Origin of the sequence: Glycomyces sp. YM15, from assembly GCF_016918015.1 — a bacterium.
Classification (GTDB): domain Bacteria; phylum Actinomycetota; class Actinomycetes; order Mycobacteriales; family Micromonosporaceae; genus Glycomyces.
On the sequence record NZ_JAERMK010000015.1, the window covers coordinates 73,133 to 88,627 of the forward strand.

The window sequence follows — 15,495 nt, forward strand, 5'->3', positions numbered from 1 at the left end:
TTCGCGCCCGGCCGCACTCTGCGCCGCCCCCGCCGGGGGCGGGGCCGGACCTTCAGGTCCGGCCCCGCCCGCAAGTTCGTCGTCGCTAGTCGAAGAGCTCTTCGATGCGCTCAATCTCAAGTGCCCTGTCGCCCCATCTGTCCAGCTGGTCGAGGTCGGTGCACGAGGTGATGCGTTCTTCTGCCGCGGCGTCGACCGCGATGCCGCGTTTCTCGAGGATTCGAAGCAGCATCCGCGATTCGCCTTGGGCCTGGCCTCGGGCTTCGCCTCGGGCTTCTCCTTGGGCCTCCAAGCGATCGATGAAGGTAACTCGGTGTGCGGTGTCGGTCATGATGGCGGCCTCCAGTCGCTCCAGAGCTTTGTCCGAGAGCGTGTTGCTAGCGATTCGAGTGTACTTGACCTTGAGATGTTCGGGAAGTTCCACGAGGACGCCCCACAGAGCTTCGATGACCTCCACGCCTGCGTCGCCGCCGCCGTGAGCCATGGCGCTGAGCAGGGCCATCTGCTCGCAACCTCGGACCTCGGCGGGATGGGTGACCACCGGAATGAGGTCCGGTCCGATCACGAACGGCACGAGGGTGAACCCCACGTGACCGGTCTCGATCGGGGCCATCGCCCACTTGGCGGTCTTCTCGTCCGGGCAGATGACGACCAGCGCAACAGGACAGCGCAGCCGGCTCCGCACCGCGATGAGGTAGTCAGGCCAGGAGAAGTGTTTGTCCTCGCTCTCGGCGCGCTGCACTTCGACGATGAGCGCGAAGACCGGCTTCTCGTCCTGGTAGTAGATGTCGAGGTTGTCGCAGTCGCGCTTGTCGGGTTTATCGCTGCGGGTCATCGCCTCGGAGCCCTCCTTCACCGAGGTGTAGTCGGGGAGGCGCTGGCCGAGCAGGCCGCAGTACAGCTCGGTCGCGAGTTTCGGGTTGTCCTGCAAGAGGCGCAGTGGCGCCTCGTGTTCGTGTGTGACCACCTGTTCGACGCTAGGGGAGCCGTGGTGTTCTACGTGCGAACGACACTGTTGGTTGCGAGACGGCGTCGTGAAGTCGCTTTCCGGGCGGCGACGGTGGTAGGCGGTTGCAGCGCCACTGACATAAGGTGGGGCGCGTAACTCCCGGAAGATGAGCACCCCCTTGAGGTTCCGTATGGCGCACCCCGATACGCAGCGGCGGCGAGTCGCGCTCAGGCGCTGGCTGCCCGTGCTCGTAGTGGTCGCCGCGCTGCTGGTGGTCGGGCTGGCCGCGCAGGGGGCCGGGCTGCAGTGGGATGAGGCCGAGGTCCCGACGTCCACCGGTGAACGGGAGTCGCCGCCGCCGCAGCAGCAGGAGACGCTGGAAATGCCGACGGGCTTGGAGAACGGCACCCCTCAAGACACCTTCACCTTCCCGTCCTGGGTCACCTGGGTAATACTCGGCATCCTCATCGGCGTACCGGCCTTCTTCGTGCTGCTCTTCCTCACGCGCAAACTCATCGACTGGCTCGTGGACGCGCCGCCCAGCAGCGGCGTCGGCGATCCCGAACCCGAGTACCTGCACAGGGACTTCACGCTCGTCGAGGAGGCCGTCAACGCCGCCCTCGCCGAAATGGACCTCGGCGACGACCCGCGCGCGGCGATCATGGCCTGCTGGCTGCACTTCGAGCGGGCCTCCGAGGCCGTCGGCATCGAACGCGAACCCTCCGACACCCCCTCCGATCTCGTCAGGAAACTCCTGGTCCGCCACGAACTCGACGGCTCCGCGCTGCGCCGCCTCTCCGAGGCCTACCTCCGCGCCCGCTACTCACCGCACCAGGTCGTCGAGGCCGACCGCGACCAGGCCCGCGACGCACTCATCGCGCTCCAGGCGCAGCTCGGCCTCAGGACCGGCCGATGAAGGACTTCCTCGCCCCGTTCGGGCGCCTGAAGCTGTGGCCCGCCGTCGGCGCCGTCGCGCTGGCCGTCGTGTTCTGGGGCGCCGCCCGCCTCAGCGGCGTCGACTTCGCGATCTGGCAGCTCGTACTGCTCTCCCTGGCCGCGCTGCTCGCCAACTCCGTCGTGAACGGCATGCGCGCCGACCACGAGAAGGCCCCGCCGATCGTCACCACCACCGTGAACGAACCCAGCTGGCGGCCTTTCACGGAGGTCAACCGCTGGGAGGACCGCCTCATCTTCGCCGAGGCCAAACCCGGCCGCTTCGAAGGCACGAACGCGAAGCAGCAGCTCGTCGAGGTCGCCTCCGAACGGCTCCGCCTCCGGCGAGGCCTCTCGCTCACCGCCCAGCCCGACCAGTGCCGGGCCCTGCTCGGCGACCCCCTGTTCCTGTTCCTCACCCAGCCCGCGCCCGACTGCCCGACCCCTCGGCAGCTCGGCGAATACCTGCACGCCATCGAGGAGATCTAATGTCAGACACCCCGAGCATCAGCCTCGACCAGGTCGCCCACCACGCGGGCGCGGTCCTCAAGTCCGTCCAGTCGGTCATCGTCGGCAAGGACGAGCCGCTGAAACTGGTCCTCGCCGGCATCCTCGCCGGCGGCCACATCCTGCTCGAAGACCTCCCGGGCCTCGGCAAGACGCTCACCGCGCGCTGCTTCGCCCAGAGCCTCGGCCTCGACTTCCGGCGCCTGCAGTTCACCCCCGACCTGCTGCCCGCCGACGTCACCGGGTCGCTGCTCTACAACCAGAAGAGCGGCGAGTTCGTCTACCGCAAGGGACCCGTCCACACCAACCTCCTGCTCGCCGACGAGATCAACCGGACGCCCCCGAAGACGCAGTCGGCGCTCCTCGAAGCCATGCAGGAACGCCAGGTGTCGGTCGAAGGCGAGACGCACCTGCTCCCCGAGCCGTTCACCGTGCTCGCCACCTCGAACCCCGTCGAGTTCGAGGGCACCTACCAGCTGCCCGAGGCGCAACTCGACCGCTTCCTGCTCCGCGTCTCGTTCGGCTACCCGACCCCCGACGAGGAGTGGGAAGTCCTCCAGCGCCGCATCTCCCGGCGCGCCGAGTCGGTCGACCTCGCCCCCGTCATCGACGCCGCGACGCTCGTCGGCATGCAGAAGGCCCTCGAGAACGTCACCGTCGAGGACTCGGTCGGCCGCTACATGGTCGCCATCACCAACGCGACCCGCGGTCACGCCCAGGTCCAGGTCGGCGCCTCGCCTCGCGGTTCGCTCGCGCTGCTGCTCGCCTCCCGCGCGCTGGCCGTCCTCTCCGGACGCGACTTCGTGACCCCTGACGACGTCAAGGGCGTCGCGGGAGCGGCCCTCGCCCACCGCATCACCCTCAAGCCCGAGCTCTGGATGCGCCGCATCGACCCGGCCTCCGTGGTCGCCGACATCTGCCACGGCGTCGCCGCGCCCCAGACCGCTCAGGCCCCCACTTACTCCGCAGCCTCGGCGACGCCAATTGACGGCTCGCAAGCTTCGCCGAGACCGCTTGCGAGCCGTAAATTGGCAGAGCAATGACACTCGCAGGCGATCCCGCGCTCAGTCTGCGCACCGACAGCGCCCGGCCCGCCGGCCGGGTGCAGTCCGAGCCGCCCGTCACGTGGCGCCGCACGCCGGCCCTGACACGGGCCGTCGCGCTCGTCGCCGTCTGCCTGCTCGTCTCGGTCGCGTTCGGCCGGATCGACTTGGTGCTCATCAGTGCGCCCTTCGCCATCGGCACCGCGATGCTGCTCCAGCACCGGCCGACGCGCCCGCCCGAAGCCAAGCTCGTCCCGTTCGACGACGCCACCACGGCCGAGGGCGCGACGGCCGCCGCGACCCTCACGGTCGTCAACCCCGAGCCGGTTCCGATCACCACGCTCGTCACCGCGGCCGCCGATCCCTGGATCGACCTGCACACCGGCAAGGGCGACTTCGCCGAACGCCTCGCGCCCGCGTCCGGGCGCGACATGGTCGTCGCAGGGCGGGCCCGCCGCTGGGGCGGCCACCATTTCGGGCCGATCCACGTCCGCTCGATCGCGTGCGGCGGGCTCCTCGAGACCACGGTGCAGCGACTGCACGGCGCGACCGTGTGGGTCCTGCCGGTGCCCGACTGGTTCGACTCCGCCGAGTCCCTGCCGTTCGCCGACGGCGTCACGGGCGTGCACCGCTCCCGCCGCGGCGGCGACTCCGGCGAGCTCGCCGAGGTCCGGCTCTACCAGCCGGGCGACCGCCTGCGCCGCATCGACTGGCGCACCTCGATGCGCAGCCAGGACCTGTACGTCAACGCCACGCTCTCCGAACGCGACACCGACGTCACCCTGATCCTCGACCTCCAGGTCGAGGCCGGGATCTCCGGCGGTCTGGACGGCGCGGCCTCGATCGCGGACCTCACCGTGCGCGCGGCCGGGGCCGTGGCCTCCCACTACGCGCTCCAAGGCGACCGCGTGGCCTGCATCGAGTTCGGCGCGCGCGGCCGCCGGATGCGGGCCGGGACCGGAAGGCGCCACGCCGCCGCGACGCTCCGCTGGCTCGCGTCGGTCGACATGCCGCCGGACCCGCTGCCGCCCTCGCCCGAGATGCTGCGCCGCCAGCTCGCCGGGCAGCGCAGCCTGAACGTCGTGTTCACGCCGCTGCTGACCGACCGCTCGCTGGCGCTGGTCGCCGCGATCGCCCGCGCCGGGCGGCCCGTGCTCTGCGTCGGCACCCTCCCGCCTCACGTCTCGCCGCCAAACCGTTCACATTGGACGCCGTATGCGGAGCGGCTGTGGCGGCTCACGCGGTCCAACACCGTGATGGAGCTGCGCGACCTCGGCGTCGCGGTCGAGCCCTGGCAGGGCTCGGCGTCGCTCGACAACGTGCTCGCCGAACTGAACCGGAGGCGGTACCGATGAGCCCCCTTGCCGAAGCTTGCGAGTCAAAATGAGCGACGCGCACCGCAGTCTTGCCCGGGCGCTCAGCGAAGGCGCCCGCGACCGCCTCAGAGCGGGCAAGGCCGGCAGCGTCTCCTGGGCCCGGCGGGTCGCGCCCGCGGGAGTCCTGCTGCGGCTGGTGATCGCGCTGCCGGTGTTCGTCGCCGCCGAGATCGCCGTTCCGCCCGAGTGGGCCGCGGCCGGGTTCTACGTCGGCGCCGCCGCGCTCTTCGCGCTCGTCGCGGCCCTGCTCCCGGGTGGGATCGCGCCGACCCTGGCGATCCTGTTCGTGCTCGCGTCCTGGCTCATCAGCGGCGCGCTGGACGAGGGCGAGTCGTCCTTGTGGACGGCCACCGCCATCGCGTGCCTGCTTTATGCGGCGCACGCCACGGCCGCCGTGACCCAGCGCTTTCGGACGACTACCGCAATGGACGGTGAGATCATCCTCACCTGGGCCCGCCACCTGGGGATCGTCCTTGCATCGACAGTGGTCGTAGCCGGTATTCTGGCCCTGTTCACCGCGTATTTCACCGGTCTCGCGGCCGGTCTCGTCATTGCGGCCGGGATCGTGGCAGCGGTAACAGTGATCTACGTCCTCGCGCGTTCACTACACAGGAACCCCTGAGCAAGGACAGAATTGAACCCGTGAAACGTATTGTCGTGATAGGTGCCGGTCACGTCGGTTTCTACGTTGCCGAACGCTTGAGCAAGCTCTTGAAGAGCGATATCAAGCGCGGTCAAGTTGAACTGATGGTCATCGACCCCAACCAGCACATGACCTACCAGCCGTTCCTGCCCGAGGCGGCCGCTGGCTCCATCTCCCCGCGTCACGGTGTAGTGCCGCTCCGACAGGCCCTCAAGCTCTGCACCATCCTCACCGGTGCGGTCACCGAGATCAACCACGCCGAGCGCAAGCTCGTCGTGCAGCCGTTCGTCGGACCCACCCGCGAGGTCGAGTACGACGAGGTCATCGTCGCCCCCGGCTCCGTCACCCGCCCGCTGCCCATCCCGGGCCTGGCCGACGTCGCCATCGGCATCAAGTCGATGGGCGAGGCGATCTGGCTGCGCAACCACGTGCTCCAGCGCTTCGACATCGCGGCCACCACCGAGGACCCCGACGTGCGCCGCAAGGCCCTCACGTTCGTGACCGTCGGCGGCGGCTTCGCCGGCGCGGAGACCCTCGGCGAGCTCGAGGACCTCACGGCGAACATCGTGAAGAACTACCCGATGCTCGACGCCGACGAGATCAAGTGGTACCTCGTCGAATACGCGAACAAGATCCTCCCCGAGGTCGGCCCCGAGATGGGCGCCTACGCGGCCCGCGAGCTCACCAAGCGCGGCGTCGACATCCGGCTCGGCACGACCCTCAAGTCCTGCATCGACGGCCACGTCATCCTCACCGACGGCGAGGAGTTCGACACCGACACGATCATCTGGACCGCCGGCGTCATGCCGAACCCGATGCTCAAGCAGTCGGACCTGCCGATCGGCCCCCGCGGCCACCTCGAGTGCAACACGCGCCTCCAGGTCGCCACCGGCGTCGAGGCCGGCACGCACACCGTCGGCGAGGTCGTCGACGGCGCCTGGGGCGCCGGCGACTCCACGCAGGTGCCCGACACCTCGGACTTCCCGATGGACTGGTGCACGCCGTCCGCGCAGCACGCCGTCCGCCAGGCCTCCGTCCTGGCCGAGAACGTGTACCGCAAGCACGTCGGCCGCGAACTCAAGCCGTACGAGCACAAGTACATCGGCTCGGTCGCGGGCCTCGGCCTGTACAAGGGCGTCGCGAACACCTACGGATTCAAGGCCAAGGGCCTGCTCGCGTGGCTCATGCACCGCGGCTACCACCTGTCGCGCGTGCCCGGGACCGGCCGCAAGGGCCGCGTCCTCACGGACTGGATCGTCGGCTTCTTCACGAAGCGCGAAATGGTCCAACTCGGTGAAATCCACGCCGGTCGCCAACCGTTCGAAGCCATCGCCGCAGGCACTGACCCCGCACGGGCCGCCAAGTCCGTCGGATAGTCGTTACAGTTGGAGCACCACGGGTAAGAGACCCGTGGTGCTTCAACCTTTAGCGAGGTGGAAAACTGGTGTCCATGAGAGCACGTGTACTCGTCGTCGACGACGATCCGGCCCTGGCGGAGATGCTCGGCATCATCCTCCGGACCGAAGGCTTCACCCCCACGTTCGTCACCGACGGCGAGAAGGCGCTCGCCGCGTTCAAGGAGCACCGCCCGGACATCGTCCTGCTGGACCTCATGCTCCCGGGCATGAGCGGCATAGACGTCGCCAAGGCGATCCGCGGCGAATCCGGCGTGCCGATCGTCATGCTCACCGCGAAGTCGGACACCGTCGACATCGTCCTCGGCCTCGAATCGGGCGCGGACGACTACATCGTCAAGCCCTTCAAGCCCAAGGAGCTGGTGGCCCGCATCCGCGCCCGCCTGCGCCGCGGCGACGACGTCACGCCCGAACGCCTCGAGATCGGCAAGCCCGGCCTCCAGGTCCAGATCGACGTGCCGGCCCACCAGGTCACCCTCAACGGCGCCGAAGTCAAGCTCACTCCGCTCGAGTTCGACCTGCTCGTGGCCCTGGCCCGCAAGCCCCGCCAGGTCTTCACCAGGCAGGTGCTCCTCGAGCAGGTCTGGGGCTACCGGCACTCGGCCGACACCCGCCTCGTGAACGTCCACGTACAGCGCCTGCGGGCCAAGATCGAGCCCGACCCCGAGCGTCCCCAGCTCATCCAGACCGTGCGCGGCGTCGGGTACAAAGCCGGATTGGGCTAGTGGCTCCGGATCAGGGCCGGACTCGGGAGAGGCCGGCTTGGCTGCGGCGTCTCGCCCAAGGCGCCGCCCGCTACGCGGGCCGCGTCTCGCGTCCGCTGGTCGACCGCTTCCGGGCGTCGCTCCAACTGCGCGTGGTCTCCTCCACCCTGATCGCCTCCACGATCCTCGTCCTCATCTTCAGCTTCGTCGTGGCCGGCTCGGTCACCTCGGGGCTCCTCGACGATCGCCGGGACACGGCCGTCGAGGAGACCGAGAACGCCGCCGAGAACGCCGCCGAGCAGCTCGGCTCCTTCACCACCGAGTCCGACACTTCTCTGGCCCAGACCATGCAGCGGATCGTCGCCGAACTCGGCGACGACCCGGCCTACGCGCCGTACATCATGCTGCGCACGGCCAACGGGACCGTCGCGAAGACCCACCCGGTGTCGGGCGGGGCCGAACCCAGCGCCGAACTCCAGAGCACGGTCGCGGAAGGCAAGGTCGCGACCCAGTACGCCGAGTTCGACATCGACGATGAAGGACCGCAGCCCTATCTCGTCGTCGGCTCGTACATCGACCTGAACATCGGGTACGAGATCTACGCGCTCTATCCGCTCGAATCGCAGCAGGAGGCCATCGGCCTGCTGCGCACCAACCTGGCCCTGGCCGGGGTCGCGCTGGTGCTGCTCCTCGGCGTGATCGCCGCGCTCGTGACCCGCCTCGTCGTCACCCCGGTCCGCGAAGCCGCCCGCACCTCGCAGCGCCTCGCCGCGGGGCTCCTCCACGAGCGGATGGAAGTGCGCGGATCGGACGACCTCGCCCGGCTGGCCGGGTCGTTCAACCTCATGGCCGAGAACCTCCAGAACCAGATCCGCAGGCTCGAAGAGATGTCGATGATGCAGCGGCGCTTCACCTCCGACGTCTCGCACGAGCTGCGCACCCCGCTCGCGACCATGCGCATGGCCGCCGACCTGCTGTACGACAACCGCGACGAGTTCGACCCGCTCACGAAGCGCTCCACCGAGCTCCTCCAGCATGAGATCGACCGCTTCGAGGACCTGCTCCAGGAGCTGCTGGAGATCTCCCGCTTCGACTCCGGGTTCGCCTCGCTCGAAGTCGAGGCCGTGGACGTCGGCCGTATCGCCGAAGACGTGGTCGAAGGCCTGTCCCGCCTCGCGGGCGAATGCGGCGTCGAGGTCGCGATCAAGAAGCCGCAGCGCCGCGTCATCGCCGAGGTCGACCAGCGCCGGGTCCACCGCATCCTCCGCAACCTCGTCTCGAACGCGATCGAGCACGCCGAAGGACGCCCGGTCGAGATCACCGTCGCCGAGAGCGACACGGCCGTGGCCGTGGCCGTACGCGACCACGGCGTGGGCCTCAAACCCGGTCACGCCGACCGCGTCTTCGACCGGTTCTGGCGCGCCGACCCCTCCCGCAACCGCAAGACCGGCGGCACCGGGTTGGGCCTGGCCATCAGCCTGGAGGACGCGAAGCTGCACTCCGGCACGCTCAAGGCCACCGGCGCTCCCGGCGTCGGCACCTTGTTCGTGCTCACCCTCCCCCTGCAGTCCGGGAACCGGGTCATCAATTCGCCGATCCCGCTGCGACTCCAGCAGAGTAAGGAGGCCTTTCGTGCGACGCAGGACTAGCCTCGCCGCCACCGCGGCCGTGCTGAGCGTCTTCTGGGCGCTGACCGCGTGCGGCATACCGACGGACAAGGCCCCCGAGGTCATCGGCGACGCGCCCACCGACTTCGACTCGTCCTCCGGGGCCAACCCGGAGGTCTTCAGCCCCACCTCGATCGCCAAGGAGACCGTCGAGAACTTCTTCAAGGCGGCCGCGGGCGACCCGGCCAGCCGCGACGACCGGCTCAACAGCTTCACGGTGAGCGGCGACGCGAAGTTCTCCGAGCCGACCGAGGACATCCGCCTCGTCGCGGCCCTCAACGTGACCGTGAACGACTCGAGCGACTTCGACTCGGCGACGGTGACGGTGACCGGCTCGGTCGTGGGCAACTACCGCGAGGACGGCTACGTCCGCATGAACTCGACCCCGAGCGGCTACGAGGAGACCTTCACCCTCCAGCGCGGCGACGTCGACGAGGTCTGGAAGATGAGCGAGCAGCCGGTGCACGCCGCCCTCAGCTACGACTACTTCACCAACGCCTATGAGCAGGCGCCGATGTACTTCCAGGCCGGGCAGGCCGAGCTCCTCGTCCCCGACCTGCGCTGGATCTACCGCGAGCTCGACGCGGAGACCCGCCAGCGGATGCTCCTCTCGTGGCTGCTCGCGGGCTTCCGCGACTTCGCGAGCGGGTCGGCGCACAACGCGATCCCGCCCACCACCACGGGCAAGATCAGCGAGGACGACGGTTTCGTGGTCGACCTCTCGCCGAGCGAGGCCATCGAGGACGAAACCGCCTACGCCATCGCCGCGCAGATCGTCTGGAGCCTCGGAGTCAACGGCGAGTTCACGCTCAGGATCGACGGGGACGTCCGAGTCGAAGGTGATGCGGACGAATGGCGGAGCTGGAACGCCATCCCGCCGAGCCTGCCCGAGACCGCGTACTTCATCGCCGAGAACACGGTGTGGGAGTACTCGGCCACGTTCGGGGTCACCAAGCAGCCCACGGCCGAGCACTCGTGGGTCGGCTTCAGCGCCGAAGGACTCGAGCAGGTCGCGGTCGGCCCGCTCGACCGGATCGCCGCGGTCGTGGCCGGTCCGGAGGGCCTAGCGCTGCTGACCGGTTCGTCGGCTTCGTCGCTGAGGGAGGTCGCCGATCTCAGCGGGGCGCTCGCCGACCCGCAGTGGCTCGACCGGAGCACGTTGCTGGTCATCGACGACGGCGTCCCGACTCTGGTCCTGCCTGCGACGGGGGCGGTGCAGCCGCTCGGCGTCGGAGAGAACGTGACCGCGATGGCGCTCGCCGCCGATGGGCGCCGCCTGGCCTATGTCGAGGACGGCCACGCCTGGGTGGCGCCGTTGAGCGTCGACGCGGACGCGAACGTCACGGTGGGCGACCCGCGGAGGATCGGACTGGACATCGAGAACGTGGAGGACGTGGCCTGGAGCTCCGAGAACTACCTGTGGGTGGTGGGGGAGCGGGGCAGCGACCAGTTGTTCCGAGTCGCGATCGACAATTCGCGGACCGTGCCGCAGGACGGCACGGGCACTGGGCAGATGCCGCCGATCACGCAGATCGCGGCGAACCCGGCTGATCCGAAGCGACCGAACGCCGATCGCGGCGAGCCGGTGATCATCGTCGCGAACACGACCCTGTACCGCGTCTACGCGAGCGATGCGGCCCAGGTGACGAACGAGGGCGAGCTGGTGGGCGGCACTGCGCCGTTCACGGTGCTGTCGGACAGCTAGGGCGAGGCGAAAGGCCCGGAGCATCCTGCTCCGGGCCTTTGCAGTGCGGTATCCACGCGTCGACCGTGCGGTGCCGTCGGTTCACGGCTCGAGCCTTCGCAAGCTCAGGCGTCGACCGTGCGGTGCCGTCCGTTCACGGCTCGAGCCTTCGCAAGCTCAGGCGTCGACCGTGAAGCCAACCGACCGCACGTTGGTCGCGGCGACCTCGACGTAAGCGATCTTCTCGACTGGGATGAACACCTGCCGGCCCTTGTCGTCTTCGAGACGGAGGACGCCGCCGTTCGTCACGGCCTGCTCGATCGTCTCGGACAGGTCCTTCGGCGACAGCTTGCTCTCCAACACCAGTTCGCGTGGGGCGTACTGGACACCGATCTTGACCTCCACGGGTCCTCCTCAATCGAAATTCTGTGACGTCTCTACGGTTGCAAGACTACTCGTGGGCCCGCCCGGGACCGTCGCGGCGCAGTGCGCCGAGAGCGAACGGAGCGGCGCAAGGGACGTGTCAGGGCTCACGCGAAACGCTTGAAAACCGGTCCTGCCGTGCCGTTCTCTACCCGCGCTCGGCTTCGCCTTCACGCGGGCTGTGCCCCTCGCTACCCGCGCTCGGCTTCGCCTTCACGCGGGCTGTGCCCCTCGCTACCCGCGCTCGGCTTCGCCTTCACGCGGGCTGTGCCCCTCGCTACCCGCGCTCGGCTTCGCCTTCGCGCGGGAAGTGCGAAATGCCGCGCCAGGCCAGTGTGCTCATGAGCTGGATGGCCTCGTCCTTCGGGATGGCGCGGTCGGAGGCGATCCACTTGCGCGCCGAGATCTCCGCGATGCCCAGCAGGCCGGTCGCGAGCAGTTCGGCGCGGGCCTTGTCGACGTGCGTGTCGCTCATGATCGTCTCGGCCATGGCGGCCACGCAGTCGGCTTCCATCTTGAGGACCCGCTCCGCAACCTCGGGGTCGTTGCGCTGGTCGGATTCGAAGACGAGTCGGAACGCCTCGCCCTGCGCGTCCACGAACTCGAAATAGGCGCGCATGGCGCGGTTGACCCGCTCTTTGTTGTCCTCAGTGGATTCAAGGGCGTGGCGAACCTGGCCGACGAGTTCGGCCGCGCGCCCGTCGAGGAGCGCCAGGTACAGTTCGAGTTTCGACGTGAAGTGCTGGTACAGCACGGGTTTGGAGACCCCGGCGTTCTCGGCGATGTCGTCCATGGAGGTGCTGTGGTAGCCCTTGGACACGAAGACGTCCTGGGCGGCCCGCAGCAGTTGCGCCCGGCGTTCGCTCCTGGGCAGTCGGACCCGGCCCTCACCAGCGCTGTTCACCACGGCACCTCTCCTCGGCACATGTCGGCCATCCGTCAGCAGCCCGCTCTTGCGACCTGAACGAAGTTTACGGAAACCTGAATACAGTCTCCCAGCGTACGGGGGCGACAAACGCGGGTTCGAGTCACTGGGCACGCCACGGTACCTTGAGGGCGGGAATATGAAGGAGTTGTCTAGTGGTGTATGACCAGAACCGACCGGATGAGCCGCAGCGTCCGAGCGGGGAGGAACGACCCGCCCGCAGGCGCATCGGCAGGTCTTGGGGACCGCCCGCCGAGGAGGCTCCCGAGCCCGCCGAGGAGGCGCGCCAGGGGATGGGCCAGGCGCCGGAGCAGTACCGGTTCGACCCGGACCGGGGGCGCCGCCACCGCTACAGCGAGGACCCCACCGGGCAGGTGCCGAACGTGCCGGTGGAGATCGCCGAGACCGGCCCCATGGTCCCGGCCACCCGCCGCCCTTCTTCCGGCGAGCAGTTCGAGCCGATCCCGCCGGCCCCGCAGCATTCCCAAGCCCCCCAGAGCTTCCAAGGCGAGCAGCAGCAGTCGCCGTTCGCGCCGCCAGGTGTGAACCAGGAGTACAGCGCGCCGCCAGGTGTGAACCAGGAGTACAACGCGCAGCCAGGTGTGAACCAGGAGTACAACGCGCAGCCGGGCGCGAACCAGGAGTACAACGTGCAGCCGCAGGGCGGCAACCAGGAGTACGGTCAGCAGCCCGCTCAGGACCAGGGCGCGCAGCAGCAGGACTTCGGTGCCCCGCAGCAGCACCCGGGCTACAGCGCCCCGCCGATGCCCGGCGATTACGCGGCCCCGCAGCAGCATCCGAACCAGGGACCGCCGCAGCCGAACCAGGAGTTCGGCCCGCAGGGCGGCAACCAGGAGTACAGCGCGCCGCCCGGTGCCAACCAGCAGTACAGCCCGTCGCCCGCCGCGAACCCCGATTACGGGCCGCCGAGCGCGAACGGCGCCGCTCCCGCGAACCAGGAGTACAGCGCGCAGGAGCGGAACGCCGCGGCGCAGCAGTTCTACAGCGCCCCGCGCCAGGCCATGCCGAGCGAGCCGGTGAACCCGCAGTTCGGTCAGCCCGCGAACCAGGACTTCGGCGCGCAGCCGCCGCAGACCCCGAACCAGGACTTCGTCGCGCCTCCGGGCATGAACCAGGAGTACGCCCCGCCCGGCGCGAACCAGGGGTTCGCTCCGCCGAGCGCCAACGGCTCGGGCCCCGGTGCGACGCAGGAGCACAACGCGCCGGCCACCCCGCAGGAGCCCCCCGCGCAGGAGGCACCGGAGGACCGGACCCAGCCCTCGCCGGTCCAGATGCCCGCGCCGCAGCACACCGGCCCGATCGAGCTTCCGCACCAGGCCGCGCCGCCGACGCCGAGCGCGCCGACCCCGCGGCCGCACGCGATCCCGGGCCCGGAGCAGCAGACCGAGCAGTTCCCGATCGTGCAGCCGCAGTCGCCGGTCACCGAGGTCTCGCCCGCGGCGGTCCCCAGCCCGCCCGTCACCGAGCAGGCCCCGCTGCGCACGCCTCCGGCGAACCGTCCGCCGCTCGCCGAGCCCACTCCTCCCGCGACAGTAGAGAAAGACGTGAACGACCCCGAATCCGTGCGCCTCGTCGACGCCGTGCGCCAAGTCCCCGGCGTCCGCGACGCCTTCCACGTGACCGCCCCCGACGGCAACTCCAGTCTGCGCCTCGAACTCGAGGAGGGCGTCGACCCCGACGAGGTCCACGCGGTCGTCTCGGCCGTGGTCGCCGAGCAGCGCGCGGTCGAGCCCGGCCCGCAGTCCGCCGACGAGCAGGAGGTCCACGACCAGGTCGAGTCCCCGTCCGCCGAGGTCGAGCTCGCCAAGGTCGGCCCGGTCGAGCTGCGCCGCGTCGAGATCGAATCCGCCGGGCTCGAAGCCGAGGTCAGCGTGACCCTCGTGCTCGGCGACTCGGAGTCCACGGGCAAGGTCGCGGTGCCGCCGATCGACTGGCACATCCAGCACGCCGCCGCCGCGGCCACCGTCGAGGCCCTGCGCCCGCGCCTGGGCGCGAACGACGTGCGCGTCGAGGTGGAGCACGCCTCGATCGTCCCCACCGGGCCGGTGAAGACCGCGGTGGTCGTCATCCTGTGGCTCGACGGCCGCTCGGTGCGCCGCCTCTCAGGCGCGTCGGTGGTCACCGCCGAACGTTCCCGCGCGGTGGTTTCGGCTACATTGGGCGCGCTCGCCGGTGAAGTGACACACTAGATCCCATGAAACGGGCACGGCTGGCCGAGGCGGGCGGGGTTCGCAATCCGACCCGCCCCCACCCGCCGTTCCCGGGAATGGAGCACCAGCTCAGTCGTCGCCGCCTGTTCATCCGGCACACCCCGCCGACCGCGCCGGGCGCCGAGCCCGCCGTGTTCGTGCACGGGCTCGGCGGCTCCGCGCAGAACTGGACCGATCTGGCCGACGCGCTGTCAGACCGCCTCGCGGTCGACGCGATCGACCTGCCCGGGTTCGGGCATTCGGCTCCGGCCCCGCGCGTCACGGTCCCGCTCCTCGCGCAGGACGTGGCGGCCTGGATCGTCGAGTCCGGCCGCGCCCCGGTGCACCTCGCGGGCCATTCGCTCGGCGGGGCCATCGCGGTCTACCTCGCCGCGACCCGTCCGAACCTCGTGCGCACGCTGACGCTCATCTCGCCCGCGATGCCGTTCGCGAACCCGCGCCGCTCGCACCAGTCGCGATACGTGCCGATGCTCGCCGTCCCCCGCATGGCCTGGTTCGCCGACCGCGCCATGAGGACGCGCACGCCCGAGCAGGTCGTGGAGGACATCTTCCTCGGCACTTGGGCCGATCCCTCGGTGATCCACCCGCAGCGCCGACGGGAGGCGATCGCCGAGGCCCGCCGCCGCCTGGCAGTGCCTTGGAACTCGCGCGCGTACATCCAGACCTATCGGGGCCTGATGGCCTCGTTCTTCCAGGCGTTCGTGCCCGGCACGCATTCGCTGTGGCGGCTCGCCCGCACCATCGAGTGCCCGACCCTCGTCGTCTGGGGCAAACAGGACAAAGTCATCGATGTGCGCCAGGCCCCGCCCACGGCGCTCGCGATCCCCGATTCACGGCTGCTCATCCTCGACCGGACAGGGCACGTGGCGATGATGGAGCGCTGGCAGGCCGTCGCCCGTGCGATGGCCGCGATGTTCGACGAGTATCGAACCTCTTTGGAGCCCACTGATAGCGCTATGTCCGTATTGTGAACAAGAACCATGCCACAGGAGTCT

14 protein-coding genes are annotated in these 15,495 nt (G+C 69.7%); 11 read left to right on the forward strand and 3 right to left on the reverse strand.

What is annotated here, in order from left to right; all coding sequences use genetic code 11:
- Positions 1-85: 85 nt before the first annotated feature.
- Complete coding sequence (locus JHY01_RS16955; protein ID WP_205326840.1) at positions 86-967, reverse strand: hypothetical protein; 882 nt, start codon at positions 965-967, stop codon at positions 86-88.
- Between the two features lie 172 nt (positions 968-1,139).
- On the opposite strand from JHY01_RS16955, the gene JHY01_RS16960 reads away from it, so the two are divergent.
- The 9 genes from JHY01_RS16960 to JHY01_RS17000 all read left to right on the forward strand — a co-directional run bounded on the left by JHY01_RS16960 (position 1,140) and on the right by JHY01_RS17000 (position 10,942).
- Complete coding sequence (locus JHY01_RS16960) at positions 1,140-1,865, forward strand: DUF4129 domain-containing protein (protein ID WP_205326841.1); 726 nt, start codon at positions 1,140-1,142, stop codon at positions 1,863-1,865.
- Positions 1,862-2,371 carry a hypothetical protein gene (locus JHY01_RS16965; protein ID WP_205326842.1) on the forward strand — a complete coding sequence of 170 codons (510 nt, stop codon included), beginning with the start codon at positions 1,862-1,864 and terminating at the stop codon, positions 2,369-2,371. The genes JHY01_RS16960 and JHY01_RS16965 overlap by 4 nt, the downstream gene beginning before the upstream one ends.
- Positions 2,371-3,432: a MoxR family ATPase gene (locus JHY01_RS16970; protein ID WP_205326843.1), complete on the forward strand. Its 1,062-nt coding sequence runs from the start codon at positions 2,371-2,373 to the stop codon at positions 3,430-3,432. Before JHY01_RS16965 ends, JHY01_RS16970 begins: the two co-directional genes overlap by 1 nt.
- Positions 3,429-4,787: a DUF58 domain-containing protein gene (locus JHY01_RS16975; protein ID WP_205326844.1), complete on the forward strand. Its 1,359-nt coding sequence runs from the start codon at positions 3,429-3,431 to the stop codon at positions 4,785-4,787. Before JHY01_RS16970 ends, JHY01_RS16975 begins: the two co-directional genes overlap by 4 nt.
- Positions 4,788-4,815: 28 nt before the next feature.
- On the forward strand, positions 4,816-5,430 hold the full coding sequence (locus JHY01_RS16980; protein WP_205326845.1) for a hypothetical protein: 615 nt from the start codon (positions 4,816-4,818) through the stop codon (positions 5,428-5,430).
- 20 nt (positions 5,431-5,450) lie between these two features.
- Positions 5,451-6,827, forward strand: a complete 1,377-nt coding sequence (locus JHY01_RS16985) for an NAD(P)/FAD-dependent oxidoreductase (RefSeq protein ID WP_374199542.1) — start codon at positions 5,451-5,453, stop codon at positions 6,825-6,827.
- A 74-nt stretch (positions 6,828-6,901) separates the two neighbouring features.
- Complete coding sequence (gene mtrA / locus JHY01_RS16990; protein WP_030155693.1) at positions 6,902-7,591, forward strand: MtrAB system response regulator MtrA; 690 nt, start codon at positions 6,902-6,904, stop codon at positions 7,589-7,591.
- Positions 7,591-9,219, forward strand: coding sequence for an MtrAB system histidine kinase MtrB (gene mtrB / locus JHY01_RS16995; RefSeq protein ID WP_205326846.1), 1,629 nt, complete (start codon positions 7,591-7,593; stop codon positions 9,217-9,219). Before mtrA ends, mtrB begins: the two co-directional genes overlap by 1 nt.
- The gene (locus JHY01_RS17000; protein ID WP_205326847.1) at positions 9,203-10,942 is read left to right on the forward strand and encodes an LpqB family beta-propeller domain-containing protein; all 1,740 of its coding nucleotides are present in this window, start codon (positions 9,203-9,205) and stop codon (positions 10,940-10,942) included. The genes mtrB and JHY01_RS17000 overlap by 17 nt, the downstream gene beginning before the upstream one ends.
- A 156-nt stretch (positions 10,943-11,098) precedes the next feature.
- Here JHY01_RS17000 and JHY01_RS17005 read toward each other — a convergent pair whose 3' ends face one another.
- Both JHY01_RS17005 and JHY01_RS17010 read right to left on the reverse strand, forming a co-directional pair.
- The gene (locus JHY01_RS17005; protein WP_205326848.1) at positions 11,099-11,326 is read right to left on the reverse strand and encodes a DUF3107 domain-containing protein; all 228 of its coding nucleotides are present in this window, start codon (positions 11,324-11,326) and stop codon (positions 11,099-11,101) included.
- A 295-nt stretch (positions 11,327-11,621) separates the two neighbouring features.
- Complete coding sequence (locus JHY01_RS17010) at positions 11,622-12,248, reverse strand: TetR/AcrR family transcriptional regulator (protein WP_374199544.1); 627 nt, start codon at positions 12,246-12,248, stop codon at positions 11,622-11,624.
- A gap of 176 nt (positions 12,249-12,424) precedes the next feature.
- On the opposite strand from JHY01_RS17010, the gene JHY01_RS17015 reads away from it, so the two are divergent.
- Both JHY01_RS17015 and JHY01_RS17020 read left to right on the forward strand, forming a co-directional pair.
- Positions 12,425-14,479, forward strand: coding sequence for a hypothetical protein (locus JHY01_RS17015; RefSeq protein WP_205326850.1), 2,055 nt, complete (start codon positions 12,425-12,427; stop codon positions 14,477-14,479).
- Positions 14,480-14,484: 5 nt separating this feature from the next.
- The gene (locus JHY01_RS17020; protein WP_205326851.1) at positions 14,485-15,471 is read left to right on the forward strand and encodes an alpha/beta fold hydrolase; all 987 of its coding nucleotides are present in this window, start codon (positions 14,485-14,487) and stop codon (positions 15,469-15,471) included.
- Positions 15,472-15,495 lie beyond the last annotated feature (24 nt).

What these genes read in the sequence shown, in the direction of transcription:
- JHY01_RS16965 (WP_205326842.1), top strand. Translation starts at nt 1,862, where the DNA reads ATGAAGGACTTCCTCGCCCCGTTCGGGCGCCTGAAGCTGTGGCCCGCC.
- JHY01_RS16960 (WP_205326841.1), top strand. Translation starts at nt 1,140, where the DNA reads ATGGCGCACCCCGATACGCAGCGGCGGCGAGTCGCGCTCAGGCGCTGG.
- JHY01_RS16980 (WP_205326845.1), top strand. Translation starts at nt 4,816, where the DNA reads ATGAGCGACGCGCACCGCAGTCTTGCCCGGGCGCTCAGCGAAGGCGCC.
- mtrA (WP_030155693.1), top strand. Translation starts at nt 6,902, where the DNA reads ATGAGAGCACGTGTACTCGTCGTCGACGACGATCCGGCCCTGGCGGAG.
- JHY01_RS16975 (WP_205326844.1), top strand. Translation starts at nt 3,429, where the DNA reads ATGACACTCGCAGGCGATCCCGCGCTCAGTCTGCGCACCGACAGCGCC.
- JHY01_RS17020 (WP_205326851.1), top strand. Translation starts at nt 14,485, where the DNA reads ATGAAACGGGCACGGCTGGCCGAGGCGGGCGGGGTTCGCAATCCGACC.
- JHY01_RS16970 (WP_205326843.1), top strand. Translation starts at nt 2,371, where the DNA reads ATGTCAGACACCCCGAGCATCAGCCTCGACCAGGTCGCCCACCACGCG.